Here is a 25,632-nt window from a genome sequence, read left to right as displayed (position 1 = left end):
GTTATTCCTTTCGTGGTTCTTCTTCCTTGCGGTTCACTCCGCCAAAGAATTTTTCCAGTTTTACTTTACGTTGCAGTTGTATCATGCCGTATAATAAGGCTTCGGGCCGTGGAGGGCATCCGGGGATATATACGTCCACCGGTAATATCTTGTCAACTCCGTTCAGCACATGGTATGACTTCTTGAACGGACCTCCACTGATGGCGCATCCGCCCACTGCAATCACATATTTAGGGTCTGCCATTTGGTCATAAAGTCGTTTTAATACCGGTGCCATTTTGTGTGTGATGGTTCCGGCTACCATAATCATATCTGCTTGTCGCGGACTGGCACGGGCTACTTCAAACCCAAAACGGGCAAAGTCATACCGGGCAGCACCGACTGCCATAAACTCGATTCCACAGCAACTGGTTGCAAAGGTAAGCGGCCACAGCGAGTTGCTGCGTCCCCAGTTGATGAGGTCGTCCAAACAACCGACAAGTACTTTGGTACCTCCTTCATTAAGTTGCTTGACCATGTTCTCCAGATACTCATTATCTTTGAAATCTTCATAAGGGATAGATTTTATGACCGGTTTCTTTATTTCCATTCCAATGCTCCTTTCTTCCAGGCGTATGCCAGACCTAATACGAGTACTACAATAAAGAAGAGGATACTGACTAAACCGTATACTCCTAAGTCCTGAACGACTGCCGCCCACGGAAAAAGAAATACCGTTTCAACATCAAACATAAGAAATAGGATAGCAAACAGATAGTAACCTACCTTGAACTGCATCCATGACTGTCCGCGCGTGGGGATACCACATTCATAAGCCTCCCCTTTTTGCGGGTTGTACGAACGGGGGGATATGGCACGGGCAATGCCCAAAGCCACGGCAACTAGTGCGATTGCCGTCAGGATAACGACAACTAATAATGTAAAATACATATCTAAACTTTTTTGTGATTAGACAAAATGTGATTGAATGCAAAGCCTGCTTACATAACGCTTAATGTAAGATACTTTGTTTGGGCCTTTGACCTGAATGTATAAAATTAAATAATGATTCGCCGTAGTGCATAGATATAGTAATCCACGGCATGCGAGTAATGGGAAATGAATGAATGAAAATGTATGTTGTTTGTTTGTAGCTCCTGTTTCCAGAAATCATTCAGTGTCGCAAGCAGACGGAGAGCACATTTGGATTTTGAAGTCAAATCCGGATTGTCAAGAGCTATTGCTACTTGTGGCATATCAGCAAAACGGTTGATAAACAGGAAATCCATGGTCTTTTTACACGGACTTTGTGTTTGCTGATAAGAAGAGGTTATACTTGATTTCTGGGGAGATGAACTCGTCACTGAAGTACACTCTTCTTGTCCCACTATTGTCATCAAGAGCAGGGAAAACAAAAGAGAAATAAATATCTTCAGTATATTGTTCATAATGATGATTTTATTTAGAGGTCACAAAGTTAGCCATAAATTTGGAATTTTATCATTATAAATTGTTTTTTTTCTCTTTCCATAGGTGAAGCGACTTCCGTACTTCTTAGTGTTTCTTCCAAAATCCGGGAGTAAACAACAATAGGACGGTAAATAATTCCAAACGGCCGATGAGCATGAGTAATGCACTAATCCATTTGGCTATATCGGGCAATCCGCTCCACGAATAAGAAGGTCCGCACTTGCCTATGCCCGGGCCGACATTGCCTAAGCTGGAAATCACGACACTGTATGCTTCTTCAAATCCTACTCCCAACATCATAAGCAATAGCCACCCTATAAAGACAATAGTTATATAAAGGAAGGTAAATGCCAGTATAGCCGATTTGGTTGTGGCAGAAATCACCTGACGGTTGATACGGACCGGCAGAACTGCATTGGGATGGATGATTCGCTTGAACTCATTCTTTGATACACGGCTCATGATGGCAATACGAATACATTTTATACCTCCGGAAGTGGAACCTGCACATGCTCCGAAGAACATGATGATACACATTAATGTCCACAGTACCGGCACCCAGGTCATGTAATCTGCAGAAATAAATCCGGTGGTGGTCTGTAAGGAGACTACTTGAAAAATAGCTTTTCGGAATGATTCTTCCACTCCCATCGGACTGGTAATGACCAGTGTAATGGTGGTGAACAGGGTAAAACAGCCTACAGTACCCAGATACCAATGAAACTCGGTATTCTCAATCAGCCGTTTGAACTTTCCTTTCAGGAAGAATAGAAACAGCAGGGTAAAGTTGATACCCGACAAGAACATGAAAAGCGTGATTACATATTCTATATAAGGAGAATGAAAAGCGGCAATGCTGTTTTGCTTGGTGGAGTATCCTCCTGTAGCAGTAGTTGTCAATGAATGGCACACACTGTCGAACAGATTCATTCCGCCCAGCAATAGTAAGAATACTTCCGTTATGGTCAGTCCCAGATAGATGCTCCAAATCCATTTGGCGGTGACACCGATGCGGGGATGTACTTTGTCATGGGTAGGTCCTGTAGCTTCGGCTGCAAATAACTGCACACCGCCTACTCCGAAAATGGGTAGTACGGCAATGGTAAAGAATACAATTCCCAGCCCTCCGATCCATTGGGTCATACTTCGCCAGAAAAGTAACCCGTGGGGCAATGATTCGATATTATCCAAAATGCTGGCTCCGGTAGTGGTGAATCCCGACATGGTTTCAAAAAACGCATCAGTGATGTTGGGAATATGTCCACTCAGATAAAACGGCAACATTCCGAACAGGGAGAAGAAAATCCAAGCAAGGGATACTACTACATAGCCGTCGCGACGGCTGATTTTCCTTTCGGCATTCTTTCCGAAGAGGGAGAAGACAATACCGGCCCCTGCTGTGATGGCGGCCGAAGAAAGGAATGCAGTTAAATCTGCTTCTTTATAATATATGGCAAGCAATGCGCATAAAATCAGGAAGCCCGCTTCAATAAAGAAAAGAGAGCCCATGATTTTGCATATCATTTTAGAGTTAATCATCAGTTGAAGAATTTTTCAGCTTTCTTAATCATCATCCCCAAACAGAATACCACTACATGGTCTTCCGGCTGGATGATTGTATTACCTGTTACCAAGATACCTTCTCCATTTCGAATCAGGCCGCCGATGGTCACTCCTTTGGGAAGCCCCATGTCTTTAATGGTATCTTTGGTAATGCGTGAACCGGCTTTTACCGTAAATTCAGCAACATCGGCATTGGCAAAAGTCAGGCATTTTACATTGGATACGTCGGCGTCCAGCATCATTTGGTAAATATGACTGGCAGCAATCATCTTTTTATTGATGACCGTACCGATATCCAAACTTTCTGCCATACTGATATAATCAATGTTTTCCACCTCTGCAACGGTTTTGGTTACGCCCATTCTTTTGGCTGCAAGGCATGCCAGGATATTTGTTTCCGAATTGTCTGTCAACGCTACAAAGGCCTCAGTATTGCGAAGACCTTCTTCCAACAGCAAATCCATATCCCGACCGTCTCCATTGATAATCATTACTTTATCGTCTACCACTTCGGTCAGGCGATTGCAACGGTTGATATCGTTTTCGATGATTTTTACCTGCATGTATTCAGGTACGTATTGAGTCGTACGGACGGCTATGCGGCTGCCTCCCATAATCATTACGTTACGCACATCTGCGTAATTTTCTTTTCCGGCTATTTTACGGATATAAGGAATATATTTCTTGGTAGTGGTAAAATAAACAATGTCATGTAGTTTGATGGTGTCATCTCCGCGTGGGATAATCGTTTCATTGCCTCTTTTAATCGCTACAATGTGGAATGGAATATTGCGTCCGCCCAGTTCGTGCAGAGGCACATTCAGGATTTCTGCCGTTTCACGCATCTTTGTACCAATCAACACCAGTGCACCGCCGCAGAACTCCCACCATTGGCGAATCCAGCTCATCTTGATGGCGTCTACAATTTCTTTTGCAGCCAGCATTTCGGGATAGATTAGTGAATGAACCCCTAGGTGTGAAAAGAATTCCTTATGTTTGGGTAATAGATATTCGTAGTTGTCAATACGGGCTACAGTCTTTTTGGCACCTAGGTTAGTAGCCAGCATACATGCTGTCATGTTGCGGCTTTCCTCCGGCATGACACCGATAAAGAGATCGGCTCCCGCTACCCCGGCATTCTTCAGGCCGGAAATGGAAGTCGGGGATGCATTGACTGTCATCAAGTCGAAGTTGGAATCCAATTTACTCAACTTCTCCTCGTTCTCATCCATCAGGATAATATCTTGTTTTTCACCTGAAAGCAGTTTTGCCAGATGGGTGCCTACGGCTCCGGCTCCTGCAATAATAATCTTCATTTTTATCTTTCTCTTTTAGAATGATACCAATACCTTGTAAATACCTTCTTCATCCATACCGCATAAACGATGCAGGTCTTTCACCGGACCGTGTTCTACAAATTTATCCGGCAAACCGATGCGGCGGACAGTGGGAGTGTATCCGTTGTCTGCCATAAACTCCAGAATAGCGCTGCCCATTCCACCTTTCAGCACACCGTCTTCGATGGTGACTATCCGGTGGAAGTTCTTTCCTATTTCGTGCAACATCTCTTCGTCCAACGGCTTTAAGAAGCGCAGGTCGTAATGGGCGATGCTCATCTTGCTTTCAGCTTCAGCGCGGGCTATTGTTTTTTGTGCCACATTGCCAATCGGACCGAGGGTGATGACTGCTATATCTTTTCCGTTTTTCAGTTTTCGTCCTTTGCCTATCTCAATTTCTTCAAAAGGAGATTTCCAATCCACCAGTACTCCTCTTCCCCGTGGGTAACGAATCACAAAAGGTCCTTTATCCGGAAGTTGTGCGGTATACATCAGATTGCGCAGCTCATGCTCGTCGTAAGGAGATGCCACCGTCAGATTAGGAATGGGGCGCATATATGCCAAGTCGAATGCACCATGATGGGTAGGGCCGTCCTCGCCCACAATTCCCGCCCGGTCCAGACAAAGAACGACGTTCAACTTTTGAATGGCTACATCGTGGATGACATTGTCGTATGCACGTTGCATGAAGGACGAATAGATGTTGCAGAATGGGATTAATCCGTCTTTTGCCATACCACCGGAGAAGGTAACAGCATGACCTTCTGCTATGCCTACATCAAATCCACGGTCGGGCATTGCTTTCATTAATATATTCATAGAGCAGCCCGATGGCATTGCCGGTGTCACTCCCACTATTTTATCGTTTTGTTGTGCCAGCTCCAATAGCGTATTGCCAAATACATCCTGAAACAAAGGGGGAAGTCCGTCGGTATCTACCACAATGCGTTCTCCGGTTTCCTTATCAAAGATGCCGGGTGCATGCCAAATGGTAGCAGCTTTTTCTGCCGGGCCAAATCCTTTGCCTTTAGTGGTATGGATATGGAGCAACTTGGGGCCTTGCATGTCTTTTATTTCTTTCAAGACACGTGCCAGATTATTGACATCGTGCCCGTCAATAGGACCAAAATAGCGGATATTCATTCCCTCAAACACATTTTGTTGCTGTACGAGCATGGATTTCAGACTATTATTGAAGCGAATCAGGCTCTTCCGGCGCTCTTCGTTCAGTATGCCCCACTTATGGAACATTTTTGAAATCTTGTATCGTATCTTGTTGTAACCTTCAGACATCTGGAGGTTTAGCAGATATTGTTTCATCCCGCCCACACTGCGGTCGATAGCCATATTGTTATCATTCAGGATAATCAAGAGATTGTTGGGAGTAGAAGAAGCGTTGTTTAGCCCTTCGAATGCCAGACCGCCACTCATTGAGCCGTCACCGATGACTGCCACCACATGGCGGTTGTTTTCACCGTTTTTCTTGGCTGCAACAGCCATTCCGAGCGCAGCTGAAATGGAGTTGGAAGCGTGCCCGCACGTAAAAGTGTCATACTCGCTTTCGTGAGGAGATGGAAAAGGGCACAGACCGTGTAATTTGCGGTTCGTGCAGAATGTATCCCTGCGGCCTGTCAATATCTTATGGCCGTAAGCCTGATGGCCTACATCCCATACAATGCGGTCGTAAGGAGTGTCAAATACATAATGTAAGGCTACGGTCAGTTCTACCACTCCCAGACTGGAACCGAAGTGTCCCGGATTGCGTGAGAGCTCATCTATTATTTTTTGCCTCAGCTCTTTACATACTTCGGGCAGTTTGTCTGCCCCTAAGCGGCGCAAATCTTCCGGTGTATCTAAACTTTTCAGCAACATATATGAAGTATCCTGTTCCATTCCTATGATATGATAAATATCTTGCAAAAATAGCATAATTATGTGTATTATGATTACATTTGTCCTTAAAAATTAGATAGACTCTTATTGATATGAATTTCAGAACGCAAGTAGAACTGCCTAAAAAGGAAACAGAAATCCGTCATTCTGACCGAATTATGCTATTTGGTTCCTGTTTTGCCGAAAATATCGGAAATTTGTTGCTGGCAAATAAGTTTCGGTGTGATGTGAACCCTTTTGGTATTCTATATAATCCTTTATCTGTGGCAGAGGCTATCCGTCAAACTCTCTCTTATAAAACTTATAATGAGGCGGATTTGTTTTGCGACAGGGCGGGTTGGCATAGTTTTATGCATCATAGCTCTTTTTCAGGCAATTCGGCAGAAGAATGTCTGTCGCGGATTAATGACAGGTTGGGGAGAGCTGCCATGGAATTGCCGCAAACCGACTGGCTGATGATAACGTGGGGGACGGCATGGGTCTATTCTCTGAAAGAGACTGGGACAATTGTGGGTAACTGCCATAAACAACCGGATAAATTGTTCACTCGCAGGCTTCTTTCAGTAGAAGAAATAGTGAGCGAATATTTCAACTTGTTGAAAACTTTGCGGGAATTGAACCCTCGTCTGAATGTTCTGTTCACGGTCAGTCCCATCCGGCACGCTAAAGATGGTATGCATGGCAATCAGATAAGTAAGTCAACCCTTTTATTGGCGGTAGATACTTTACAACGCCATTTTCCGATGTGTCATTATTTCCCTTCTTATGAGATTATGATGGATGAACTTCGCGATTACCGCTTTTATGCAGACGATATGCTTCATCCTTCGCGTGTGGCCGTATCTTATTTGTGGGAGTGCTTCGGAGATACTTATTTCAGTACTCAGACACGGCAGATAATGAAAGAATGGGAAGAGATATGCAAAGGATTGAATCATAAACCTTTCGATGCCGGTTCAGAGGCATACCGTAGTTTTTTAACTCAAATAGTGTTAAAGATAAGCAGGATGAAAGAAAAGTTCCCGTATTTTGAACTTCAAAAAGAATTAGAACAATGTCAAGCTCAATTGAAAATATAGTAAAGGTCTTGGGTGCCAAACGTGTTGGTGACCGCAATGCACAGATTGATTGGATTTTAACGGATAGCCGTTCGTTGTGCTTTCCCGAAGAAACTTTATTTTTCGCGTTGAAAACCAAACGTAATGACGGTCATAAGTATATTCCCGATTTGTATGAACGTGGAGTGCGTAATTTTGTAGTGAGTGAACTGCCTGAAAACAAGGATGTTTATGCCGATGCCAATTTTTTGCAATTAGCCAATCCGTTAAAGGGGTTGCAAAAGCTGGCGGAGAAACACAGGGAGCAGTTCCTCATTCCGGTGGTCGGCATTACCGGAAGTAACGGCAAAACCGTAGTGAAAGAATGGTTGTATCAGTTGCTCAGCCCCGACCGTGCGGTTACTCGTTCTCCTCGCAGTTATAATTCACAGATTGGGGTACCGCTTTCTGTGTGGTTGATGAATGAAGAAACCCAGTTGGCTATCTTTGAAGCCGGTATTTCTGAGATGGGTGAAATGGAGGCTTTGCAGAGTATTATCCGTCCTACTATCGGTATATTGACAAATATCGGCGGTGCACATCAAGAGAACTTTTTTTCTGTTCAGGAGAAATGTATGGAGAAGCTGACACTTTTTAAGGACTGTGATGTGATTATCTATGATGGTGATAATGAACTTATCAGTTCTTGTGTAAGTAAGTCTCTTTTTACTTCGCGTGAGATTGCCTGGTCTAAGAAGGACAATGAACGTCCTTTGTTTATAGAGTCTGTTCGGAAAGGAGAGGACTCCACCACTATTAAATACCGTTATTTGGGGATGCCGAATGAATATAAGATACCGTTTATTGATGATGCATCTATTGAAAACTCATTGCATTGTCTGGCGGTGGCTTTATATATGATGGTACCTGCCGAAGACATTGCAGAGCGTATGGCGCATTTGGAACAAATTGCGATGCGTTTGGAGGTGAAAGAAGGAAAGAATGGCTGTGTCATTATCAATGATAGTTACAATTCGGATTTGGCGTCATTGGATATCGCACTTGATTTTATGTCACGCCGCTCGGAAGACAAAGGCAAGAGACGTACGCTGATTCTTTCGGATATGCTTGAAACGGGGCAAAGCAGTAAACTGCTTTACCGTCAGGTGGCCGAACTGGTGCATAGCCGTGGAGTGGAAAAGATTATCGGGGTAGGTGATGAGATTCGTACAGCCTCTTCTCGTTTTGAAATAGAGAAGTATTTCTTTCACAGCACGGAAGAATTGTTGAAGTCTGACCTATTGTTCAACTTGCGTAATGAGGTTGTCTTGATAAAGGGTTCACGAAGTTTCCATTTCGATGATATTTCGGATCGTTTGGAGCTGAAAGTACATGAAACGATTCTGGAAATAAATCTGAATGCATTGGTTGATAACCTGAATTATTATCGTAGTAAGTTGAAACCGGAGACAAAGATGGTGTGTATGGTGAAGGCATCGGCTTATGGAGCCGGTTCATACGAGATAGCGAAGACCCTTCAAGACCATCGGGTGGATTATTTGGCTGTAGCGGTTGCCGATGAAGGTTCGGACTTGAGAAAAGCCGGTATAACCAGTTCCATCATTATTATGAATCCGGAATTGACCGCCTTCAAAACCATGTTCGATTATAAGCTCGAACCTGAAGTTTATAGTTTCCATTTATTGAATGAATTGATAAAAGCTGCCGAAAAAGAAGGAGTGACTAATTTCCCTATTCATATCAAACTGGATACCGGTATGCATCGGCTCGGCTTTACGCCGGATGAGATACCGGAGTTGATAGAGCGTCTGAAAAAGCAGACGGCTGTCATTCCCCGTTCCGTATTTTCGCACTTGGTGGGAAGTGATGCCGAACAGTTTGATTCCTTCACGCGCCGTCAGATAGAAACTTTTGAAAAAGCATCACAGGAGTTGCAGGATGCTTTTCCGCATAAGATATTGCGCCATATCTGTAATACTGCGGGCATAGAGCGTTATCCCGGTGCGCAGTTCGATATGGTTCGTCTGGGAATAGGGCTATATGGTGTGAACCCTTTTACCAATAAGATTATTCATAATGTCAGTACGTTGAAAACAACGATTCTCCAGATACACGATGTACCCAAAGAGGAGACTGTGGGCTACAGTCGGAAGGGGCATTTGGAGCGTGATTCCCGCATAGCGGCCATTCCTATCGGCTATGCCGACGGATTGAACCGTAAATTGGGTAATGGACACGCTTACTGTTTGGTGAACGGACAGAAAGCACCGTATGTAGGTAATATATGTATGGATGTGTGCATGATAGATGTGACGGATATCGACTGCAAAGAAGGGGACAAGGCAGTGATATTTGGTGATGATTTACCGGTAACGGTCTTGGCTGAAATTCTGGAGACAATTCCTTACGAGATATTGACAAGTGTCTCTAATCGGGTGAAAAGAGTTTATTACCAGGATTAACGAAAAAACGACCTCAATAATCCCGGGAAGAAGGAAGAATTTACGTTTCTTTTCTGTATATTTGGAAATAACCAAAAAACGGAATGCCATGAAACGTATATTCTTCCTTTTAGTATGTTTGTGTTTGCCGTTCTTTTCTTTTGCCCAGAAGACAGGAGAGTCAAGGCAATTGACAAAACAGGATTCATTGCGTTTGCAACAGTTGTTGAACGGACAGGTGGAAATCGTTATCGATGATGAAACCCAACAAGAGATAGACCGCTTGTTTAATCCGGAGAAGTGGAAAATGAAGTCCACTCCTTTCCCTAAAAAGAATATGAAGTTTGAGACAGAACTTCCCCGCTATTATATTTCTCAGATAGATACGATTGACGGCCAAGGGTATATCCGTCTGTTGCCTTACGGTCCTTTTAATTCTCCTGACGAAGAAAAGATTTATGTGGAGATTCCGCTTAATAAGGAATATCTGGCTGGTTATGATCCGCGGCTCGAACCGGCATCGGCAGGAAAGTTCACTCCCAGTGCTTTGATGGTGGGAGCCGGTATCAGCACCACTTTTAATGCAGATAAACTCTTGGGCATCATATTTAGCAAAAAAATGCGTGCTAAGGAAAAGAATACCAAGGAAGCCAAGTCGTGGGAAGGATATTAGCTTACAGGATTAAGCGTTTTCTTCCTTTCTATTAAGCCATTTTGTACTGTAGATTATTAAGTCCTGCTACAGTAGAACGTACGTCCCATTATAGTGGAACGTAATAATCTGCCGCTTAAAAGACCTTAGTCTTTAGTAAGGAATTGCTTCATCTGCTTAACGATTCCGGATGAGTATAGAGGGTGGTTTGCTTTCATTTTAGTACCTTTGTATTCGTGAGAGCAAATCAAGAAAAGCATGAATGAAGAAATAGCAGAATATTACGAAGAATTATATAACCTGTGTGTCGTTGAAAAGGAACAGCCTTTGACACACCGTTACAGGCAGTTACGTGAAGCATTGGAACGGGTGATGAGGCAGCAAATGCAGGGAACAAGTCTGCAAGTTACAGATTTGGCTGCCCGTATTAATTATGTGTCCACTCAATTTGCGTTGGATGGTAAGGAACAGAATCAATTACATACATTCCGTCTGACTTCGAATGATATTCTGAATCATCGCAAGGAACCGTCCGAACAGGAATTTTTGCGAGACCTCCGTGCCGTGGTTTATGCCTATCGGAAGATTTTTCATGAAGATATTCCGCTGAAACTTTATGTGCAGCTTCCTAAGCAGGAAGTGATTGCTGTGATGGAAAGGGCGAAAGAGGCCCGGATTCGTCGTATCCGGGTGTGCTTTGAATATGCTGATGAAAGCTATTTGTATGTTCGCCCGATAGATGTGCTTGAAGAAGAACCGGTAAAGGTGAATTATAACAAGTCTGGTGTAAATGAGGAGTTTAAAGATACGGTGGAGGCACTTTGGCGGTATGCTCAATTGAACTTGCTGGATGTAACCGTCGATGATGATGGGGTTTATACTCCTTCTTTTATAGTACTTGAGCCTGACTATTTATTGGATATCAGTTCATTGGCGGAGTGTTATAAGGATTATGGTAGCCATCCCGCCAATTATTTCCTGAGCCGCCTGGTTCCTATTGAAAATGCCCGTCCCTTATTGCTGGGTAACATTGCCAATCTGTTTTTGGATGAATGGATACATGCAGAAGAGGAAGAGCCCGATTACACTGAATGTATGAGAAAGGCTTTCCGGCAGTATCCTATCGAACTGGCTGCTTGTGAGGAGCTTTTGAATCCTCAAAAAGAGAAAGAGTTCGCACAAGACTGTAGAATGCATTTCGAACATATCCGTGAAACAGTGCAGGAGACATTTATGCAACCGGGATATAATCTTGATAAGAACGATGCTGTGTTGGAACCTTCTTATATTTGTGAGGCACTCGGCATTCAGGGGCGTTTGGACTATATGCAGCGTGACATGAGCAGCTTTATAGAAATGAAGTCGGGCAAGGCGGACGAATATTCCATGCAAGGCAGGATGGAACCGAAAGAGAATAATCGTGTACAGATGTTGCTCTATATGGCGGTGTTGGAATATAGCATGGAGCAAGACCGTCGCCGTATGCATCCTTACTTATTATATACTCGTTATCCGTTACTTTATCCGGCACGGGCGTCTTGGGCGCAAGTGCGGCGCATCATTAATCTGCGCAACTGTATTGTTGCTTTGGAATATGGGGTGCAGTTGCATAATCATCCTTCGTTCACCCAACAGCTGTTGGCGCAAATCAATCCTTCTGTACTCAATCAGAAGGGCTTACAAGGACGGTTTTGGGAGCAGTATCTTAAACCGTCTATTTCTCGTTTTGGTGAGCGTTTGGATTTGCTTACTCCGTTGGAACGTGTCTATTTCTATACGCTCTATAATTTTATTACAAAAGAACTTTATACTTCTAAATCGGGGGATGTGGATTGCGATAGCAGAACAGGTGCTTCTGCCTTATGGCTTAGTACGCTGGATGAAAAACGGGAGGCCGGCGAGATTTTGTATGATCTTGCCATTGTTGAAAACCGTGCATCACAGGCTCATAAAGCCTTTATTGTGTTGGCTATACCTCAATATGAAGAAACTTTTCTGCCCAACTTCCGTAATGGAGATGTGGTGGTGCTTTATGAACGTAATAAAGATACGGATAACGTGACCAATAAAATGGTGTTTAAGGGAAATATAGAATCCATAACTGACAGTGAGTTGCGGATTCGCCTTCGGGCATCACAACGGAATCCGTTGGTGTTTCCCGAAAACAGCCGTTATGCTGTGGAGCATGATACGATGGATACCACTTTCCGAAGTATGTATTTGGGGCTGTCTTCTTTTATGGATGCGAATCCGGAGCGCAGGGATTTATTGTTGGGACAACGTCCTCCTCGTTTTGATACAGCTTATGAAAATAGAATAGCCTGTGCGACCGATGATTTTGAACGGGTAGCTCTGAAAGCGGTGGCAGCCCGTGATTATTTCTTGTTGGTGGGGCCTCCGGGAACCGGAAAGACGTCTCGCGCTTTGAGGCGCATGGTGGAGCATTTTTATGCTTGTCCCTCGATGCAGATTCTATTGTTGGCTTACACCAATCGGGCCGTGGATGAGATATGCCAGTCGCTTTCTTCCATCCGGCCGCAAGTGGATTACATACGAGTGGGAAGTGAATTGTCTTGTGATGCGCGTTTCCGCAAACATTTGTTGGAAAATGTGTTGTCGGAATGTAACAACCGTCGGGAGGTAAACATCCGTATGGCAGATTGTCGTATCTATGTGGGAACGGTTGCATCAATTGCATCTAAATCGGAACTGTTCAAGTTGAAGCATTTTGATGTGGCAATTGTTGATGAGGCTACACAAATATTGGAACCTCAGTTACTGGGAGTCCTTTGTGCACGGTTTAAGGACGGACGTAACGGAATAGGAAAGTTTATCCTGATTGGTGATCATAAACAGTTGCCGGCTGTTGTGTTGCAGAGTAATGAACAGTCTGAAGTGCACGATGAAGAGTTGCGGCGGATAGGACTTTATAATCTGAAAGATTCTCTTTTTGAACGGCTTTATCGTTTTCATTTGCAGGAAGAACATTCTCCGGCGGTGGATATGCTTTGCCGCCAGGGACGTATGCATCCCGGTGTGGCCTTGTTTCCTAATCGGGAGTTTTATGCCGGAAAGTTGGAGGCGTTGGGACTGCCGCATCAGTTGGAAGATGTTGATGCTCCGGTTCGGTTTATTCCTTCGGAGCGGGATACGGAAAGTGTTTCGGGAAAGACGAACCGGAATGAAGCGTGTATTGTCGCTCAATTGGCGGCTGATGTGTATCATCTTTATAAGGAGGGTTTTGATACTAACCGTACTTTAGGGGTTATCACTCCTTATCGTAGTCAGATAGCATTGATTCGGAAAGAAATTCAGTCTTTGGGGATACCGGCTTTGAATGAAATATCAGTGGATACGGTGGAGCGTTATCAGGGAAGTGAACGTGATGTAATCATTTATTCTTTTTGTGTAAATTACCTTTATCAGTTGAAGTTCTTGCCTAACCTGACGGAAGAGAACGGAGTATGGATAGACCGTAAATTAAATGTGGCATTGACGCGTGCCCGAAAGCAGTTGTATATAACGGGAGTGCCCGATATTTTGAACCATAACCTGATATATCGCCGTCTGATACAGGCTATTAATTAGGGAAATCCCTACCTGTTTGTAGGGCTTTTCCTTTTATTGTATTTTTTCCCTTTCCTATTTTTGTAGTGTTCTAAAAATAAGGCACTATGAAACGATACATTCTTTTTCTTTTAGTCGCAATGCTGGAATGCGGAATCATGTTTTCGCAGAATAACCGGCCATTGAGTCCGATGTTGAATATTCCGGGTGAGTTCAAGCAGGACTATAAAGATGTGAAGAAAGGCACCTCTTGTATTTTGCAGCGTGTTATCAAGTTGAAAAGGCCGACTGAACAGGGTGAGTCCAAATTGCAGGCTGTGGTGGTTGCCAATGGAATACAGGTAGGTGTTCCAGTGAATGAATTGGGTGTGATAGCGCTCAAAGCCACGGATAAGAATTCATTCTGGCAGACAGCACAGTTATCAAATGATTTAATCTCTTATTACGAGAAGAAAGGCTATCAAGAGGGAATGCGGAAAGAGCAGGCTCGTGAAGCAGATGATTATATGAAAGAATTGGAGCAGGCCAAACTCTTTTATGATGATGCCGCAATAGAGGATTATTTGCAATGTATGCTGTTGAGTATCATACCCGAAAAGATGGCAGTAATGCGCGACGGAACTCCGTTGGTGCGTGTGTTGAAATCTCCGGCTCCTGATATGTTGATGTTGGGAAATGACTGCTTGCTGGTTTCTACGGGAATGTTGACTACATTGGACAGTGAAGAGGAACTGTATGCTGTAATGAGTCGTGAAGTGGCCCATTATGTGCTCGATCATGCCATTATCACCGTAAACAAGAATATTGCCCGTGCCAAGCGTGCACAGTTTTGGGGAGCTGTAGCGGACGGAGTGGTTGCCGCTACGGAGGAATATCTGTATGATCGTTATGATTATTATGTTCCCGGACTGATTTTTGCAACAAATGATGTAGTTCAGGCATTGGTTAATGATAATATCGCTAACCGTATGGGACTGGATTACTCGGAGAAACAAGAGAAAGAGGCTGACCGTATGGCCATGAGCTTTATGAGTCTGATGGAAAAGAATAAGGAGGCAGTCATCTCTGCTTTGAATAAAATCAATCAATATTATCAGCGCAATAAAGATGTGGAAGTATTATCCAAGTACGGTGCGTATGGTTCTTTGCCCGAAAGGGTGGGGAAGCTGGGTAAGTTCACCCCATTGGCTGAAGACCGGAATTATTTAAAGAAAACCTCTACTGTGGTCAGCTATGAGGCAGGCATGATGGATTATAATAAGAAATATAACGAATCAAGGCGTTTGGCAATGAAGAATATAAATAATGCTATGGCCTGTTCGGATGATTATCTGATGGTGGCACGCAGCATTATGAAATTGTCTAATAGCAAAGAAAGCAATGCAGAATGTCTGGAGTACCTGAATAAGGCGGATGAGACATCTAAAATAACGAATGTGAATATCTGTAAGATGAAGATATTATTGCTGCTCAGAGAAAACAAACAGGCGGATGCCGTTAATTTGTTGCATGAGTATCAGGAACTGTTAAACAGGATGTATCAGCAACCTCACAGTCAGGAAGACTCACAGTGGATTGCCGGCGAACATACCTGGGCGGAGAAACTACTGGATAGGACATATATTATGTAAAAGGCTATAAATCAGAGAACGCAACACTAAAACTAAACAGAAAATTCCCCTGTTTCGATTCTTCGGGACAGGGGAATTTATATGGGTTATAATGAACCGGCTGACAGAACTTTAGGCATCAACAGGTTTGTATTTCGGTACTAGTATTTTCATTATTACCCAGCCCAGCAGGTAGGCTACTGCACAGATGCAGAAGATAATGAAATAGCCGGCAGGTTTTCCTTCGAATCCCATAAACTTCATACCGGTCTGTGCGGCATAATCGAACAGTCTGCCCGACCCCATATTAATAAGGGATGAGCCGATACCGCCTGCCATACCGCCAATACCTACAATAGTGGCAATGGTGCTCTTGGGGAACATATCGCCTACAACGGAATAAATATTGGCAGACCAAGATTGGTGTGCTGCTCCCGCAATGCCGATAATAACAATCGGAAACCAATAGGAATAGTTGCCAAGCGGCTGTGCGAATAAGGCCAATAAAGGGAATAAGGCAAAGATAAACATAGCCTGCATACGGGCGGCATATGGGTTCTTGCCGGTCTTGTTGATGATGATAGTAGGAAGCTTGCCGCCATAGATAGATAACATGGTGATGGCATATAAAACGAAAATCAACAATTGTGCCGTACCGGTGTCGGAAGCAAATCCATATACATCTGAAATGTAAGCAGGGGTCCAGAAAAGGAAGAACCACCACACACCGTCAGTCATAAACTTTCCAATGAATACTGCCCATGTTTGAGGAAATTTGAAACATTTCCAGAATGGAATTTTCTTGTTGTCGAATTCATTGGCGCTGGCCTGTTGCTCCACTGTTTGGTCTGCATTGTTATTATCTTGTTCGATATATTCGAGTTCTGCTGCATTGACGCGTGGGTTGGCTGCCGGCTTCTTATAAAGGAACATCCAGCATCCCATCCAGATAAAGCCCAGTCCGCCGATGACAACGAATGCCATCTCCCAACCATTGCCGATACCTATACTCTGGAAGTAACGTGCCAAAGTCGGGATGGTAACGGGAGCAGCCAAAGCTCCTACGGTAGCTCCTGCATTAAAGATGGAAGTGGAATAGGCGCGGTCTTTCTTGGGGAAATATTCGGCTGTCACTTTAATGGCGGCAGGGAAGTTTCCGGCCTCACCTACACCAAGCACGATGCGTGCTGCAATAAAGTAATATACGCTGGTGATGGCAATGGTAGAAGCGACGGCTCCGGTGGCGGAAATCATTTCTTCCGCATTGTGGATACCTAGTGTATGCTCGGTTGCCCAACCACAAAGTGCATGCAGACAAGCTCCTATTGACCATACGGCAATAGCCCAGAGATAACCTTTCTTGGTACCCATCCAGTCAATAAAACGTCCGGCAAATAAGTTGGCTATTGCATATACAATAGAGAAAATAGCCGTGATATCTCCATAATTTGAATCTGTCCAGTGAAACTCGGGAGCGATGAAATCTTTCCAGGTCAACGACAATACTTGTCTGTCCAGATAGTTGACAGTAGTGGCGAAGAATAACATGGCACAGATAATCCATCTGAAGTTTGTCATCTTCCCGCTGGCATTTTGAAATGTACTCATAATAATAGATTTAGTAGATTATATTTTTCTTAATGGTACAAAAGTAAGTATTTTGGTGCCGGTTTCTATGTAAAAATTGGTAGAAACTATGTATTATTCGGTCAACAATGATTAAAAAACAAGTTTGTCATTCCGAAAGCGGCGAAGAATCTCAATCATAATCATGAAAGCTCTTCATCACATTCAGAATGACAAACATCAATGAGAATCGGACGAGAGTGGAATCCGCTTATTTCATTTCTGTATATTTGATTTCATCCTTGTCACTATACTTCAGGTTTTCTCCTGCCATACCCCAGATAAAGGTATAATTGCTGGTTCCTGCTGCTGCGTGGATAGACCATTCGGGAGAAGTAATAGCCTGTTCGTTGTGCAACCACACCAGACGTTCTTCTTGGGGTTCACCCATTAAGTGGCAGATAGCATTTCCTTCGGGCAGGTTGAAGTAATAATAGGCTTCCATACGGCGTGTGTGAGTATGTGCCGGCATGGTATTCCATACAGAACCCGGAGCAAGTTCGGTAAGTCCCATCTGCAATTGGTTCGTACCACCGTCTTTTACTCTTTCCAATACATCTTTCACAATCAACTGGTTTACGATACGGTCGTTACTGTCTTCCATTTTTCCGTAGTGGTCAGAGATAGCCAAAGCATATTTCTTGGGGTTTGCCTTTTGAAGTTTGGCATCGGTTGTAATCAGCTGAGTGACGTATGGCTTGTAAGCCGGTGCTGAGTTGATATAGAATTTAGCCGGTTTGGTAGCATCGTTACTCTTAAAGGTAACCTCTTTGTTGCCGCACCCTACATAAAGTGCTTCTTTGTACTTCATGGGATATTCCTTACCGTCTACAGTGACTACACCGTCACCGCCAACATTAATCACACCCAGTTCACGGCGTTCGAGGAAGTAAGTGATTTCCGGACCCAGTTCGCGGAATGTTTCCAGTCTCAGGACTTTGTTTACAGGCATGGCACCTCCATAAATGAGGCGGTCGTAGAGAGTATAGGTGACATTGATTTCATCCGGTGCCATTACTTTCTCCATCATGAACGAGTTGCGCAGACGTTCTGTATCATAGTGTTTTACATCTTGCGGATGGCAAGCTGTCTGTACCTTGTAATTTACTTGAGCTGAAGCTGCCAAAGCAGACACGCCCAGCATCATTGCAATTGCTAATTTTTTCATTTTCGTTCTTATTTATTAGTTATCTTATTTTCTGTTTTTATTATTGAGCGTTTTTTACCGACTTCTGATATTTGATGATGGCACGACGGTTTAATACCATCAGGAATAGGGTTATTAACACTAAAATAGCCGAACCGATTATCTTAAATGTATAAGTCATGTGGAATATTGCCCAAGAGAAGGGACTGGATGCAAAGTCCAATGCACCGCCTTCAAAGCCTTGGGGGATATTAACGGCTGCATCTTGCGTTTTGGCATAAACATCTTGTGCGGCTTGAGTAAAGTAAGGAGCTAAATCTGTTACGAAGTACAAGCCAATAGCCAATACAACAAACCCGATAATGAAGGTTTTTAATACGTTACCTTTAGTGATGGGCAATACCAATGGGAATACATAGAACATACCTGCCAATGAAGCCAAAGGTAAGAATTCATTGCCGGGGAGTACCACTGCCAGCAACAGTGTAACGGGAATCAGTAACAATGATACGACCAAAGTTGCAGGATGGCCGATTACCAGAGCAGGACTCATACCGATATTCAGTCCGACTGCACCTTTAAATTTCTTTGCAATCATTTCGCGGGTTGCGTCAGAGATGGGTTTCAAACCTTCAATAAACAAACTGGTGATGCGTGGAATCAATTCCATAACGGCACCCATCTTAATACCTAAACCTAAAATATAAGGAATCTTGTCTACCACTTCCTGTCCGTTTTTACAAGACAGTGCGCCAATACCGCAACCGACCAAAATACCTAAGAACAAAGGCTCGCCTAGCAGACCGAACTTTTTCTTCATGCCTTCGGCGTCAATATTCAATTTGTTGAATCCGGGTATTTTATCCAATACTTTATTGATAACAATAGCAAATGGCACAAATCCTGCGCAGAAAGGCTGGGGAATGGAAATTCCTTCCATCTTTTCATAAAAGCCCTGGAACTTGTCTGCCGTATAGTCTGCCAGAATCAAAGTGATGATATAACAGATGATAGCAGCAAAGAATCCCCATAGGATGCTGCTTGTTGCAAAATAGACTACTGCACCGATAAAGGCAAAATGCCAATAGTTCCATAAGTCGATATTAACCGTACGTGTAGTCTTTGTTAATAACATCAATATGTTGACACCCAGACAAACCGGAATGATAAATGCACCTACGGAAGTATTATAAGCAACGGCAGCAGCAGCAGGCCAACCCATATCGAATACTTTTAATTGGAGACCGTATATTTCGACAACTTTACTTAAAGCGGGACCAAGGCTACTGGTTAACAAGGCTGTAACAACAGATAATCCAACAAAACCGACTCCGACCAACAAACCACTTTTTAATGCTTTGCTTAATTTAATACCGATACAAACTCCTAAAATTGTAAAGATAATAGGCATCATCACAGCTGCACCCAGACCGATGATATAACTGAAAACTTCTTCCATTCTCTTGTGATTTAATAGTTAAATGAATGTGTTCCTACAATAGTATGAATTAAAAACTGCCCCAAAAATAAAACCTTTTCTCAATTAATCAAACGGGAAAACCTTAATTATTAGTAAAATGGACAATTTTGCACACTTTTTATCGTTACCGCGCACAATTTTATCGTTTTCGTACACGAAAACCAAATAATACACTCTCTATATTTAAAAATCCACAATGTTTTTCAGTAAAAGAACTACTTTTGTTTTATAAAAGATAAAAGGTCTAATACTAAAACAAAACAACAGCATGGAAAGTAAATCTATCTGTAAATTTATTGTATCAGGATTACTGATGATTGCTCCGCTATTGTGTGGTGCTCAGAAGGTGTGTGATAAACAGCCGTGGTCTGTCCGTATGGCAACTTCAGAAATGATGCGTTGTCCCGAGTCTTGGCAACTTGACTTCCAGACTCGTTTGAAGTGGGATTATTGTCATGGACTGGAACTTCAGTCGATGCTTGATGTGTATGATGCGTATGGAGACAAGAAATTCTTTGATTATGCGGTGGCCTATGCCGATACGATGATTCATGCCGACGGTTCTATCGAGACTTATAAGTTGCATGAGTATAATATTGACCGTCTGAACTCAGGTAAAATGTTATTTCGTATCTATGAGCAGACTAAGGATGAAAAGTATAGGAAAGCTTTGGATTTGTTGCGAAGTCAATTGGATACACATCCCCGGAATGCTGACGGCGGTTTCTGGCATAAGAAGATTTATGAGCATCAGATGTGGTTGGATGGACTGTATATGGGACAGCCCTTTTATGCAGAATATGCCTATCGCAATAATCGTGTAAATGACTATGCGGATATTATTAACCAATTTGTTACAGTTGCTCGCCATACTTACGATGCAGAAAATGATCTTTATCGTCATGCCTGCGATGTAAGTAAACGGGAGAGATGGGCGGATAAGGTCACCGGACAATCACAACATTGCTGGGGGCGTGCGATGGGATGGTATGCTATGGCATGTGTAGATGTGCTTGATTTTATTCCGCAGCATGAAGTGGGACGGGATTCGGTGATTGCCATTTTAAATAAGTTGGCTGCTCAAATAAAACGTACTCAAGATACCCGCACCGGTGTATGGTATCAAGTGATAGACCGTAGCGGTGATAAAGGAAACTATTTGGAGTCTTCCTGCTCTACTATGTTTGTGTACGCACTGTTGAAGGCTGTTCGTAAAGGATATATCTGTTCATCTTATATGGAGGTGGCTCAAAAAGGATATGAAGGTATTTTGAAGCAGTTTATAGAAGTGGATGATAAAGGACTGGTTTCTATTACGAGTGCGTGTGCCGTAGCCGGTTTGGGAGGTAAAAACTATCGTATGGGAGACTATGACTATTATATAAATGAACAGATACGTGTCAATGATGCGAAGGCTGTAGGTCCGTTTATCATGGCAAGTTTGGAATGGGAGCGTTTGCATGCAAATGGTGGCAGCGGTTGTAAAACTCCATTGGAATAATGAAATGAAAAGAATAGCGATTATAGGATGTATGTGGTTGGTTGTCGCTACTTTATGGGGACAACAACGGCGAGATACACTCATCGTTTCGTGCGATGGGACAGGCCATTACCACACTCTGGGAGATGCATTGGAAAGTGTTCGCGCTTTTATGGACTATACAGTGACCGTTTATATAAAGAATGGTGTGTATAAAGAGAAAGTGGTTGTTCCGTCCTGGTTAGAGAACCTTGAGATAATAGGTGAAGACAAAGAGAAGACCGTTATTACCTATGACGACCACGCCAATATAAATAAAATGGGAACCTTCCGTACCTATACGGTAAAGGTGGAAGGCAGTCATGTTACTTTTAGAAATCTGACTATTGAAAATAATGCTGCTCCATTGGGACAAGCCGTAGCACTCCATACGGAAGGGGATTGTCTTCGTTTTATCAATTGTCGTTTCCTTGGAAATCAGGATACGGTATATACTGGAGCAAAATTTACACGTCTGTATTTTAAAGATTGCTATATTGAGGGAACTACCGATTTTATTTTTGGACCTTCCACAGCTCTGTTTCAGGGGTGTACTATTCACAGTAAACGAGATTCTTATATAACTGCCGCTTCCACTCCTGCAGAGGCGGAATACGGTTATGTCTTTCAACATTGCAAACTGACGGCTGCTCCCGGAGTGGAAAAGGTATATCTGGGGCGTCCGTGGCGTCCTTTTGCCTATACCTTATTTATAGAGTGCGAATTAGGAAAACATATTCTTCCTGCCGGATGGCATAATTGGAAAAATTCTGATAACGAACAGACAGTCCGTTATCGGGAATATAAAAATGCAGGTGAGGGCGCTGATATTTCCGGAAGGGTAGAATGGAGCAGGCAGCTATCATCGGAAGAGGCTCAAAAGATAACTGTTGAAAATCTGTTTTACAACCGGTGTAATACGTGGAAATTCTGAGAATAGTTGATTAATCCACATAAAATGATAAAAACTACACATCGGGACATTTTGAAACATCTACTTTTGCCTCAGTGAATATAGGTTCTTTGTAGCCTTAGAAAAAATAACAACTATAAAAACACATCTTATGAATCTAAAAGAATTAGCTAGAAAAGCAGTCTCAACCCTTTTTCTGAGTATGCTTTGTTTGGTCGCTTTTGCTCAAGGACATCAGGTGAGCGGTATTGTGAAAGACGCTACCGGCGAATCACTGATTGGGGCAAATGTTTTAGTAAAAGGGACAACCAACGGCGCTATTACCGATTTTGAAGGTAAATTTTCCTTGTCCGACGTTAAGTCGAGTGATATCCTTGTATTCTCTTACATAGGGTGCGTCACACAAGAAATTAAGGTCGGAAATCAAACACAATTTGATGTAACATTGAATGATGACTCACAAGCATTGGAAGAAGTGGTCGTTATTGGTTACGGTACGGTAAAACGTAAGGATTTGACCGGTTCTGTCACATCAGTGGGTGCTGATAAGTTGGCTGCGGTTCCGGTTGCTTCGGCAACAGAGGCACTGACCGGTAAAATGGCCGGTGTACAGATTACTACTACAGAAGGTTCTCCTGATGCCGAAATGAGAATCCGTGTGCGTGGTGGTGGCTCTATTACGGGTGATAATACTCCATTGTTTATTGTCGATGGTTTTCCTGTAGAAACCATTTCCGACATTCCGGCTTCCGATATTGAAGATATGACGGTGCTGAAGGATGCTTCCTCTACTGCCATCTACGGTTCCCGCGGTGCGAACGGAGTTATTTTGGTAACAACTAAATCCGGTAAGGAGGGAAAACTGAGTGTGACTTATAACGCATATTACAGTATTAAGAAAATTGCAAAAACATTGGATGTACTTTCTCCATACGACTATGCCAAATGGCAATATGAGCTGGCCGGCTTAATTAAAGAAAATGATATGAGTTCTTATATCGATTATTTTGGGAACTATCAGGATATGGATATGTATCAGAATATTTCCGGAAATGATTGGCAGGATCAGACTTTCGGACGTACCGGACACGCTTTCAATCAAAGCTTGAACATTAATGGCGGTAGCGATAAAATAAAATATGCGTTCGGCTACAGCCACATGAATGATAAGGCTATTATGCAAGGTTCATCTTTTAAGCGTGATAATTTCAGTCTGAAGTTGAATAGCAAGCCGGTAAAGAATGTGACTCTTGACTTTTCAGTCCGTTATTCGGATACAGATGTAAAGGGTGGCGGTGCCAATGATACCAGCAGCACGTATGACTCGGACAAACGTTTGAAATATTCAGTGATTTATACTCCGATACCTTTGGAAAACCTGAACTCGGAAAGTGGCAGTTCGGATGATGATTTAGGTAACCTGTATCATCCATTGACAGCCATTTCGGATAATGACCGTGAACGTGAGCGTAAGAATTTGAATATGGCAGGTAGCTTTACATGGGAAATCTTCAAGAATTTCCGTGCCAAGACAGAATTCGGTTATGATGATTACCGCGAAGAAGATTCACGCTTTTGGGGATTGACAACTTATTATATAAAGAATGTTCCTGCAAAGGATAATCAAGGCAAACCGGCTATGGAGATTGCAAACACATTCCGTCATAAGTTCCGCAATACGAATACCGTTAATTATGATTTCGAAAAATTGCTGAAGAATGATGACCATCATTTAAATGCCATGATAGGCCATGAATGGATTGTCACCAAATCAAAGAAACTGACCAATACGGTTCACGGTTTCCCCGAATCGTTCACATCACAGGATGCATGGAAATATTCTACACAGGGTACTCCTTATTCCATTGATAATTACCTTAACCCTGACGATAAACTCTTGTCATTTTTCGGACGTATCAATTATGACTATAAGAGCAAATATTTGTTGAGTGCTACTTTCCGTGCCGACGGTTCTTCCAAGTTCTCAGACGGAAACCGTTGGGGCTATTTCCCTTCGGCAGCAGTTGCATGGCGCGTGTCTTCAGAACCGTTTATGGAAGGAACCAAGAGTTGGCTGGACGATTTGAAACTCCGTTTCAGCTACGGTACTGCCGGTAATAACAATATTCCGTCGGGCCAGATGAACTTGAATTATGCTTCTTCTTCCACTTCATGGATTAACGGCTTTAATAACTATTGGGCCGCATCAAAGACGATGCCTAATCCTGATTTGAAATGGGAAACGACCATTACCCGTAACATTGGTCTGGACTTTACCACATTGGGCGGAAGATTGAGCGGTACGCTGGAAGCCTATCTCAATACAACCAAAGATTTGCTGATTCAGTTTCCTGTAGCCGGTACAGGCTATGATTATCAATATCGTAACATGGGCAAGACACAGAATACAGGTTTTGAGGCCAGTGTGAATTGGATTGCCGTTGATAAGAAAAACTTTGGTTTGAGCTTTAGTGCCAATATCGGTTTCAACAAAAATAAGATTAAAGATTTAGGTATCATGGATGACTTTGGAGCTGAAACCTATTGGGCTTCTTCAGAAATCGGTAATGACTTTTGGATTGCCAAAGGCGGTGCTGTAGGTAAAATGTTCGGTTACCGTTCTGCAGGGCGTTATGAAGTAAGCGACTTTGAGGGCTATGATGCTGCCGCCAAGAAATGGATTTTGAAAGAAGGCGTAGTCGATGCTTCCGCTGTGGTAGGTACACTCCGTCCGGGTATGATGAAACTGGCTGATATTGATGGAAGCGGAGACGGCAAGGTCACTACTGCCGACCGTGAAATAATAGGTGATGCCAATCCTGTCCATACAGGCGGTTTCAGTATCAATGCCCGTGCATACGGTTTTGACCTGAGTGCAAACTTTAACTGGAGTGTGGGAAATGATGTATATAATGCCAACAAGATTGAGTTTACGCAAACCAGTAAATATCAATACCGCAACATGATTTCGGAGATGGCTGACGGCAAGCGTTGGACGAATTTGAATGAAAACGGTACTATTTGCAACGATCCCGAAAAGCTGGCTGCAATGAATGCCAATACTACTATGTGGTCGCCTTACACACAACGTATGATTTTCAGTGATTGGGCAGTGGAGGATGCTTCCTTCTTACGCCTGAATACACTGACATTAGGTTATACTCTTCCGGCCACTTTGCTGAATAAGGTGGGAATCCAGAACTTACGTTTCTATGTGACCGGTTACAATCTGTTCTGCTGGACCAATTATTCGGGATATGACCCGGAAGTATCCACTATACGCAAAACAAACCTGACTCCGGGTGTGGACTATTCAGCATACCCCAAGAGCCGTCAGTTTGTGGTTGGCCTTAATTTGAATTTCTAATCAGGAAAAA

The 25,632-nt window shown here is 43.1% G+C and carries 17 protein-coding genes; 8 read left to right on the top strand and 9 right to left on the bottom strand.

Annotation, left to right across the window (positions count from 1 at the left end; genetic code table 11):
- Window position 1: 1 nt before the first annotated feature.
- From QYT14_RS10415 to dxs, 6 genes are all read right to left on the bottom strand, one after another.
- The gene (locus tag QYT14_RS10415; protein WP_288326068.1) at window positions 2–589 is read right to left on the bottom strand and encodes an NADH-quinone oxidoreductase subunit B; all 588 of its coding nucleotides are present in this window, start codon (window positions 587–589) and stop codon (window positions 2–4) included.
- Window positions 580–930, bottom strand: coding sequence for an NADH-quinone oxidoreductase subunit A (locus QYT14_RS10410; protein ID WP_237039833.1), 351 nt, complete (start codon window positions 928–930; stop codon window positions 580–582). The genes QYT14_RS10415 and QYT14_RS10410 overlap by 10 nt, the downstream gene beginning before the upstream one ends.
- A gap of 107 nt (window positions 931–1,037) precedes the next feature.
- Complete coding sequence (locus QYT14_RS10405) at window positions 1,038–1,427, bottom strand: hypothetical protein (protein ID WP_288326066.1); 390 nt, start codon at window positions 1,425–1,427, stop codon at window positions 1,038–1,040.
- Between the two features lie 106 nt (window positions 1,428–1,533).
- Window positions 1,534–2,988 (bottom strand): TrkH family potassium uptake protein, encoded by a 1,455-nt coding sequence (locus QYT14_RS10400; RefSeq protein ID WP_288326063.1) that lies wholly within the window; start codon window positions 2,986–2,988, stop codon window positions 1,534–1,536.
- Window positions 2,988–4,328 (bottom strand): Trk system potassium transporter TrkA, encoded by a 1,341-nt coding sequence (gene trkA / locus QYT14_RS10395; protein ID WP_237039830.1) that lies wholly within the window; start codon window positions 4,326–4,328, stop codon window positions 2,988–2,990. Before trkA ends, QYT14_RS10400 begins: the two co-directional genes overlap by 1 nt.
- A 15-nt stretch (window positions 4,329–4,343) precedes the next feature.
- Window positions 4,344–6,242 (bottom strand): 1-deoxy-D-xylulose-5-phosphate synthase, encoded by a 1,899-nt coding sequence (gene dxs / locus QYT14_RS10390; RefSeq protein WP_237039878.1) that lies wholly within the window; start codon window positions 6,240–6,242, stop codon window positions 4,344–4,346.
- A 92-nt stretch (window positions 6,243–6,334) separates the two neighbouring features.
- Here dxs and QYT14_RS10385 point away from each other — a divergent pair, with 92 nt between their 5' ends.
- The 5 genes from QYT14_RS10385 to QYT14_RS10365 all read left to right on the top strand — a co-directional run bounded on the left by QYT14_RS10385 (window position 6,335) and on the right by QYT14_RS10365 (window position 15,591).
- A complete protein-coding gene (locus QYT14_RS10385; protein WP_237039829.1) occupies window positions 6,335–7,321 on the top strand; it encodes a GSCFA domain-containing protein in 987 nt (328 codons plus the stop codon).
- Window positions 7,297–9,762 carry a bifunctional UDP-N-acetylmuramoyl-tripeptide:D-alanyl-D-alanine ligase/alanine racemase gene (locus QYT14_RS10380; RefSeq protein ID WP_288326060.1) on the top strand — a complete coding sequence of 822 codons (2,466 nt, stop codon included), beginning with the start codon at window positions 7,297–7,299 and terminating at the stop codon, window positions 9,760–9,762. Before QYT14_RS10385 ends, QYT14_RS10380 begins: the two co-directional genes overlap by 25 nt.
- 88 nt (window positions 9,763–9,850) lie before the next feature.
- Window positions 9,851–10,414 (top strand): DUF4858 domain-containing protein, encoded by a 564-nt coding sequence (locus tag QYT14_RS10375; protein ID WP_288326058.1) that lies wholly within the window; start codon window positions 9,851–9,853, stop codon window positions 10,412–10,414.
- Between the two features lie 237 nt (window positions 10,415–10,651).
- Complete coding sequence (locus QYT14_RS10370) at window positions 10,652–13,981, top strand: AAA domain-containing protein (RefSeq protein WP_288326056.1); 3,330 nt, start codon at window positions 10,652–10,654, stop codon at window positions 13,979–13,981.
- 86 nt (window positions 13,982–14,067) lie between these two features.
- Window positions 14,068–15,591: a M48 family metalloprotease gene (locus QYT14_RS10365; protein WP_288326054.1), complete on the top strand. Its 1,524-nt coding sequence runs from the start codon at window positions 14,068–14,070 to the stop codon at window positions 15,589–15,591.
- A 111-nt stretch (window positions 15,592–15,702) separates the two neighbouring features.
- On the opposite strand, the gene QYT14_RS10360 is transcribed toward QYT14_RS10365, so the two are convergent.
- The 3 genes from QYT14_RS10360 to QYT14_RS10350 all read right to left on the bottom strand — a co-directional run bounded on the left by QYT14_RS10360 (window position 15,703) and on the right by QYT14_RS10350 (window position 19,802).
- Window positions 15,703–17,178: an MFS transporter gene (locus QYT14_RS10360; RefSeq protein WP_288326052.1), complete on the bottom strand. Its 1,476-nt coding sequence runs from the start codon at window positions 17,176–17,178 to the stop codon at window positions 15,703–15,705.
- A 229-nt stretch (window positions 17,179–17,407) separates the two neighbouring features.
- Complete coding sequence (kduI, locus tag QYT14_RS10355) at window positions 17,408–18,364, bottom strand: 5-dehydro-4-deoxy-D-glucuronate isomerase (RefSeq protein WP_288326050.1); 957 nt, start codon at window positions 18,362–18,364, stop codon at window positions 17,408–17,410.
- Window positions 18,365–18,404: 40 nt separating this feature from the next.
- A complete protein-coding gene (locus QYT14_RS10350) occupies window positions 18,405–19,802 on the bottom strand; it encodes a PTS transporter subunit IIC (RefSeq protein WP_237039822.1) in 1,398 nt (465 codons plus the stop codon).
- A 289-nt stretch (window positions 19,803–20,091) separates the two neighbouring features.
- On the opposite strand from QYT14_RS10350, the gene QYT14_RS10345 reads away from it, so the two are divergent.
- The 3 genes from QYT14_RS10345 to QYT14_RS10335 all read left to right on the top strand — a co-directional run bounded on the left by QYT14_RS10345 (window position 20,092) and on the right by QYT14_RS10335 (window position 25,622).
- The gene (locus tag QYT14_RS10345) at window positions 20,092–21,324 is read left to right on the top strand and encodes a glycoside hydrolase family 88 protein (protein ID WP_288326046.1); all 1,233 of its coding nucleotides are present in this window, start codon (window positions 20,092–20,094) and stop codon (window positions 21,322–21,324) included.
- Window positions 21,325–21,328: 4 nt separating this feature from the next.
- Window positions 21,329–22,276: a pectinesterase family protein gene (locus QYT14_RS10340; protein ID WP_288326044.1), complete on the top strand. Its 948-nt coding sequence runs from the start codon at window positions 21,329–21,331 to the stop codon at window positions 22,274–22,276.
- Between the two features lie 181 nt (window positions 22,277–22,457).
- Window positions 22,458–25,622, top strand: a complete 3,165-nt coding sequence (locus tag QYT14_RS10335; RefSeq protein ID WP_288326085.1) for a TonB-dependent receptor — start codon at window positions 22,458–22,460, stop codon at window positions 25,620–25,622.
- The last annotated feature ends 10 nt before the right edge of the window (window positions 25,623–25,632 follow it).

Origin of the sequence: uncultured Phocaeicola sp., assembly GCF_948499155.1 — a bacterium.
In the GTDB taxonomy this organism is placed as follows: domain Bacteria; phylum Bacteroidota; class Bacteroidia; order Bacteroidales; family Bacteroidaceae; genus Phocaeicola; species Phocaeicola faecalis.
This window is presented reverse-complemented; position numbering and strand designations above follow the sequence as displayed.

Excerpts from the sequence above, each read along its gene's own strand:
- QYT14_RS10415 (WP_288326068.1), bottom strand. The coding sequence starts at position 589 with ATGGAAATAAAGAAACCGGTCATAAAATCTATCCCTTATGAAGATTTC.
- QYT14_RS10410 (WP_237039833.1), bottom strand. The coding sequence starts at position 930 with ATGTATTTTACATTATTAGTTGTCGTTATCCTGACGGCAATCGCACTA.
- QYT14_RS10405 (WP_288326066.1), bottom strand. The coding sequence starts at position 1,427 with ATGAACAATATACTGAAGATATTTATTTCTCTTTTGTTTTCCCTGCTC.
- QYT14_RS10400 (WP_288326063.1), bottom strand. The coding sequence starts at position 2,988 with ATGATTAACTCTAAAATGATATGCAAAATCATGGGCTCTCTTTTCTTT.
- trkA (WP_237039830.1), bottom strand. The coding sequence starts at position 4,328 with ATGAAGATTATTATTGCAGGAGCCGGAGCCGTAGGCACCCATCTGGCA.
- dxs (WP_237039878.1), bottom strand. The coding sequence starts at position 6,242 with ATGGAACAGGATACTTCATATATGTTGCTGAAAAGTTTAGATACACCG.
- QYT14_RS10385 (WP_237039829.1), top strand. The coding sequence starts at position 6,335 with ATGAATTTCAGAACGCAAGTAGAACTGCCTAAAAAGGAAACAGAAATC.
- QYT14_RS10380 (WP_288326060.1), top strand. The coding sequence starts at position 7,297 with ATGTCAAGCTCAATTGAAAATATAGTAAAGGTCTTGGGTGCCAAACGT.
- QYT14_RS10375 (WP_288326058.1), top strand. The coding sequence starts at position 9,851 with ATGAAACGTATATTCTTCCTTTTAGTATGTTTGTGTTTGCCGTTCTTT.
- QYT14_RS10370 (WP_288326056.1), top strand. The coding sequence starts at position 10,652 with ATGAATGAAGAAATAGCAGAATATTACGAAGAATTATATAACCTGTGT.
- QYT14_RS10365 (WP_288326054.1), top strand. The coding sequence starts at position 14,068 with ATGAAACGATACATTCTTTTTCTTTTAGTCGCAATGCTGGAATGCGGA.
- QYT14_RS10360 (WP_288326052.1), bottom strand. The coding sequence starts at position 17,178 with ATGAGTACATTTCAAAATGCCAGCGGGAAGATGACAAACTTCAGATGG.
- kduI (WP_288326050.1), bottom strand. The coding sequence starts at position 18,364 with ATGAAAAAATTAGCAATTGCAATGATGCTGGGCGTGTCTGCTTTGGCA.
- QYT14_RS10350 (WP_237039822.1), bottom strand. The coding sequence starts at position 19,802 with ATGGAAGAAGTTTTCAGTTATATCATCGGTCTGGGTGCAGCTGTGATG.
- QYT14_RS10345 (WP_288326046.1), top strand. The coding sequence starts at position 20,092 with ATGGAAAGTAAATCTATCTGTAAATTTATTGTATCAGGATTACTGATG.
- QYT14_RS10340 (WP_288326044.1), top strand. The coding sequence starts at position 21,329 with ATGAAAAGAATAGCGATTATAGGATGTATGTGGTTGGTTGTCGCTACT.
- QYT14_RS10335 (WP_288326085.1), top strand. The coding sequence starts at position 22,458 with ATGCTTTGTTTGGTCGCTTTTGCTCAAGGACATCAGGTGAGCGGTATT.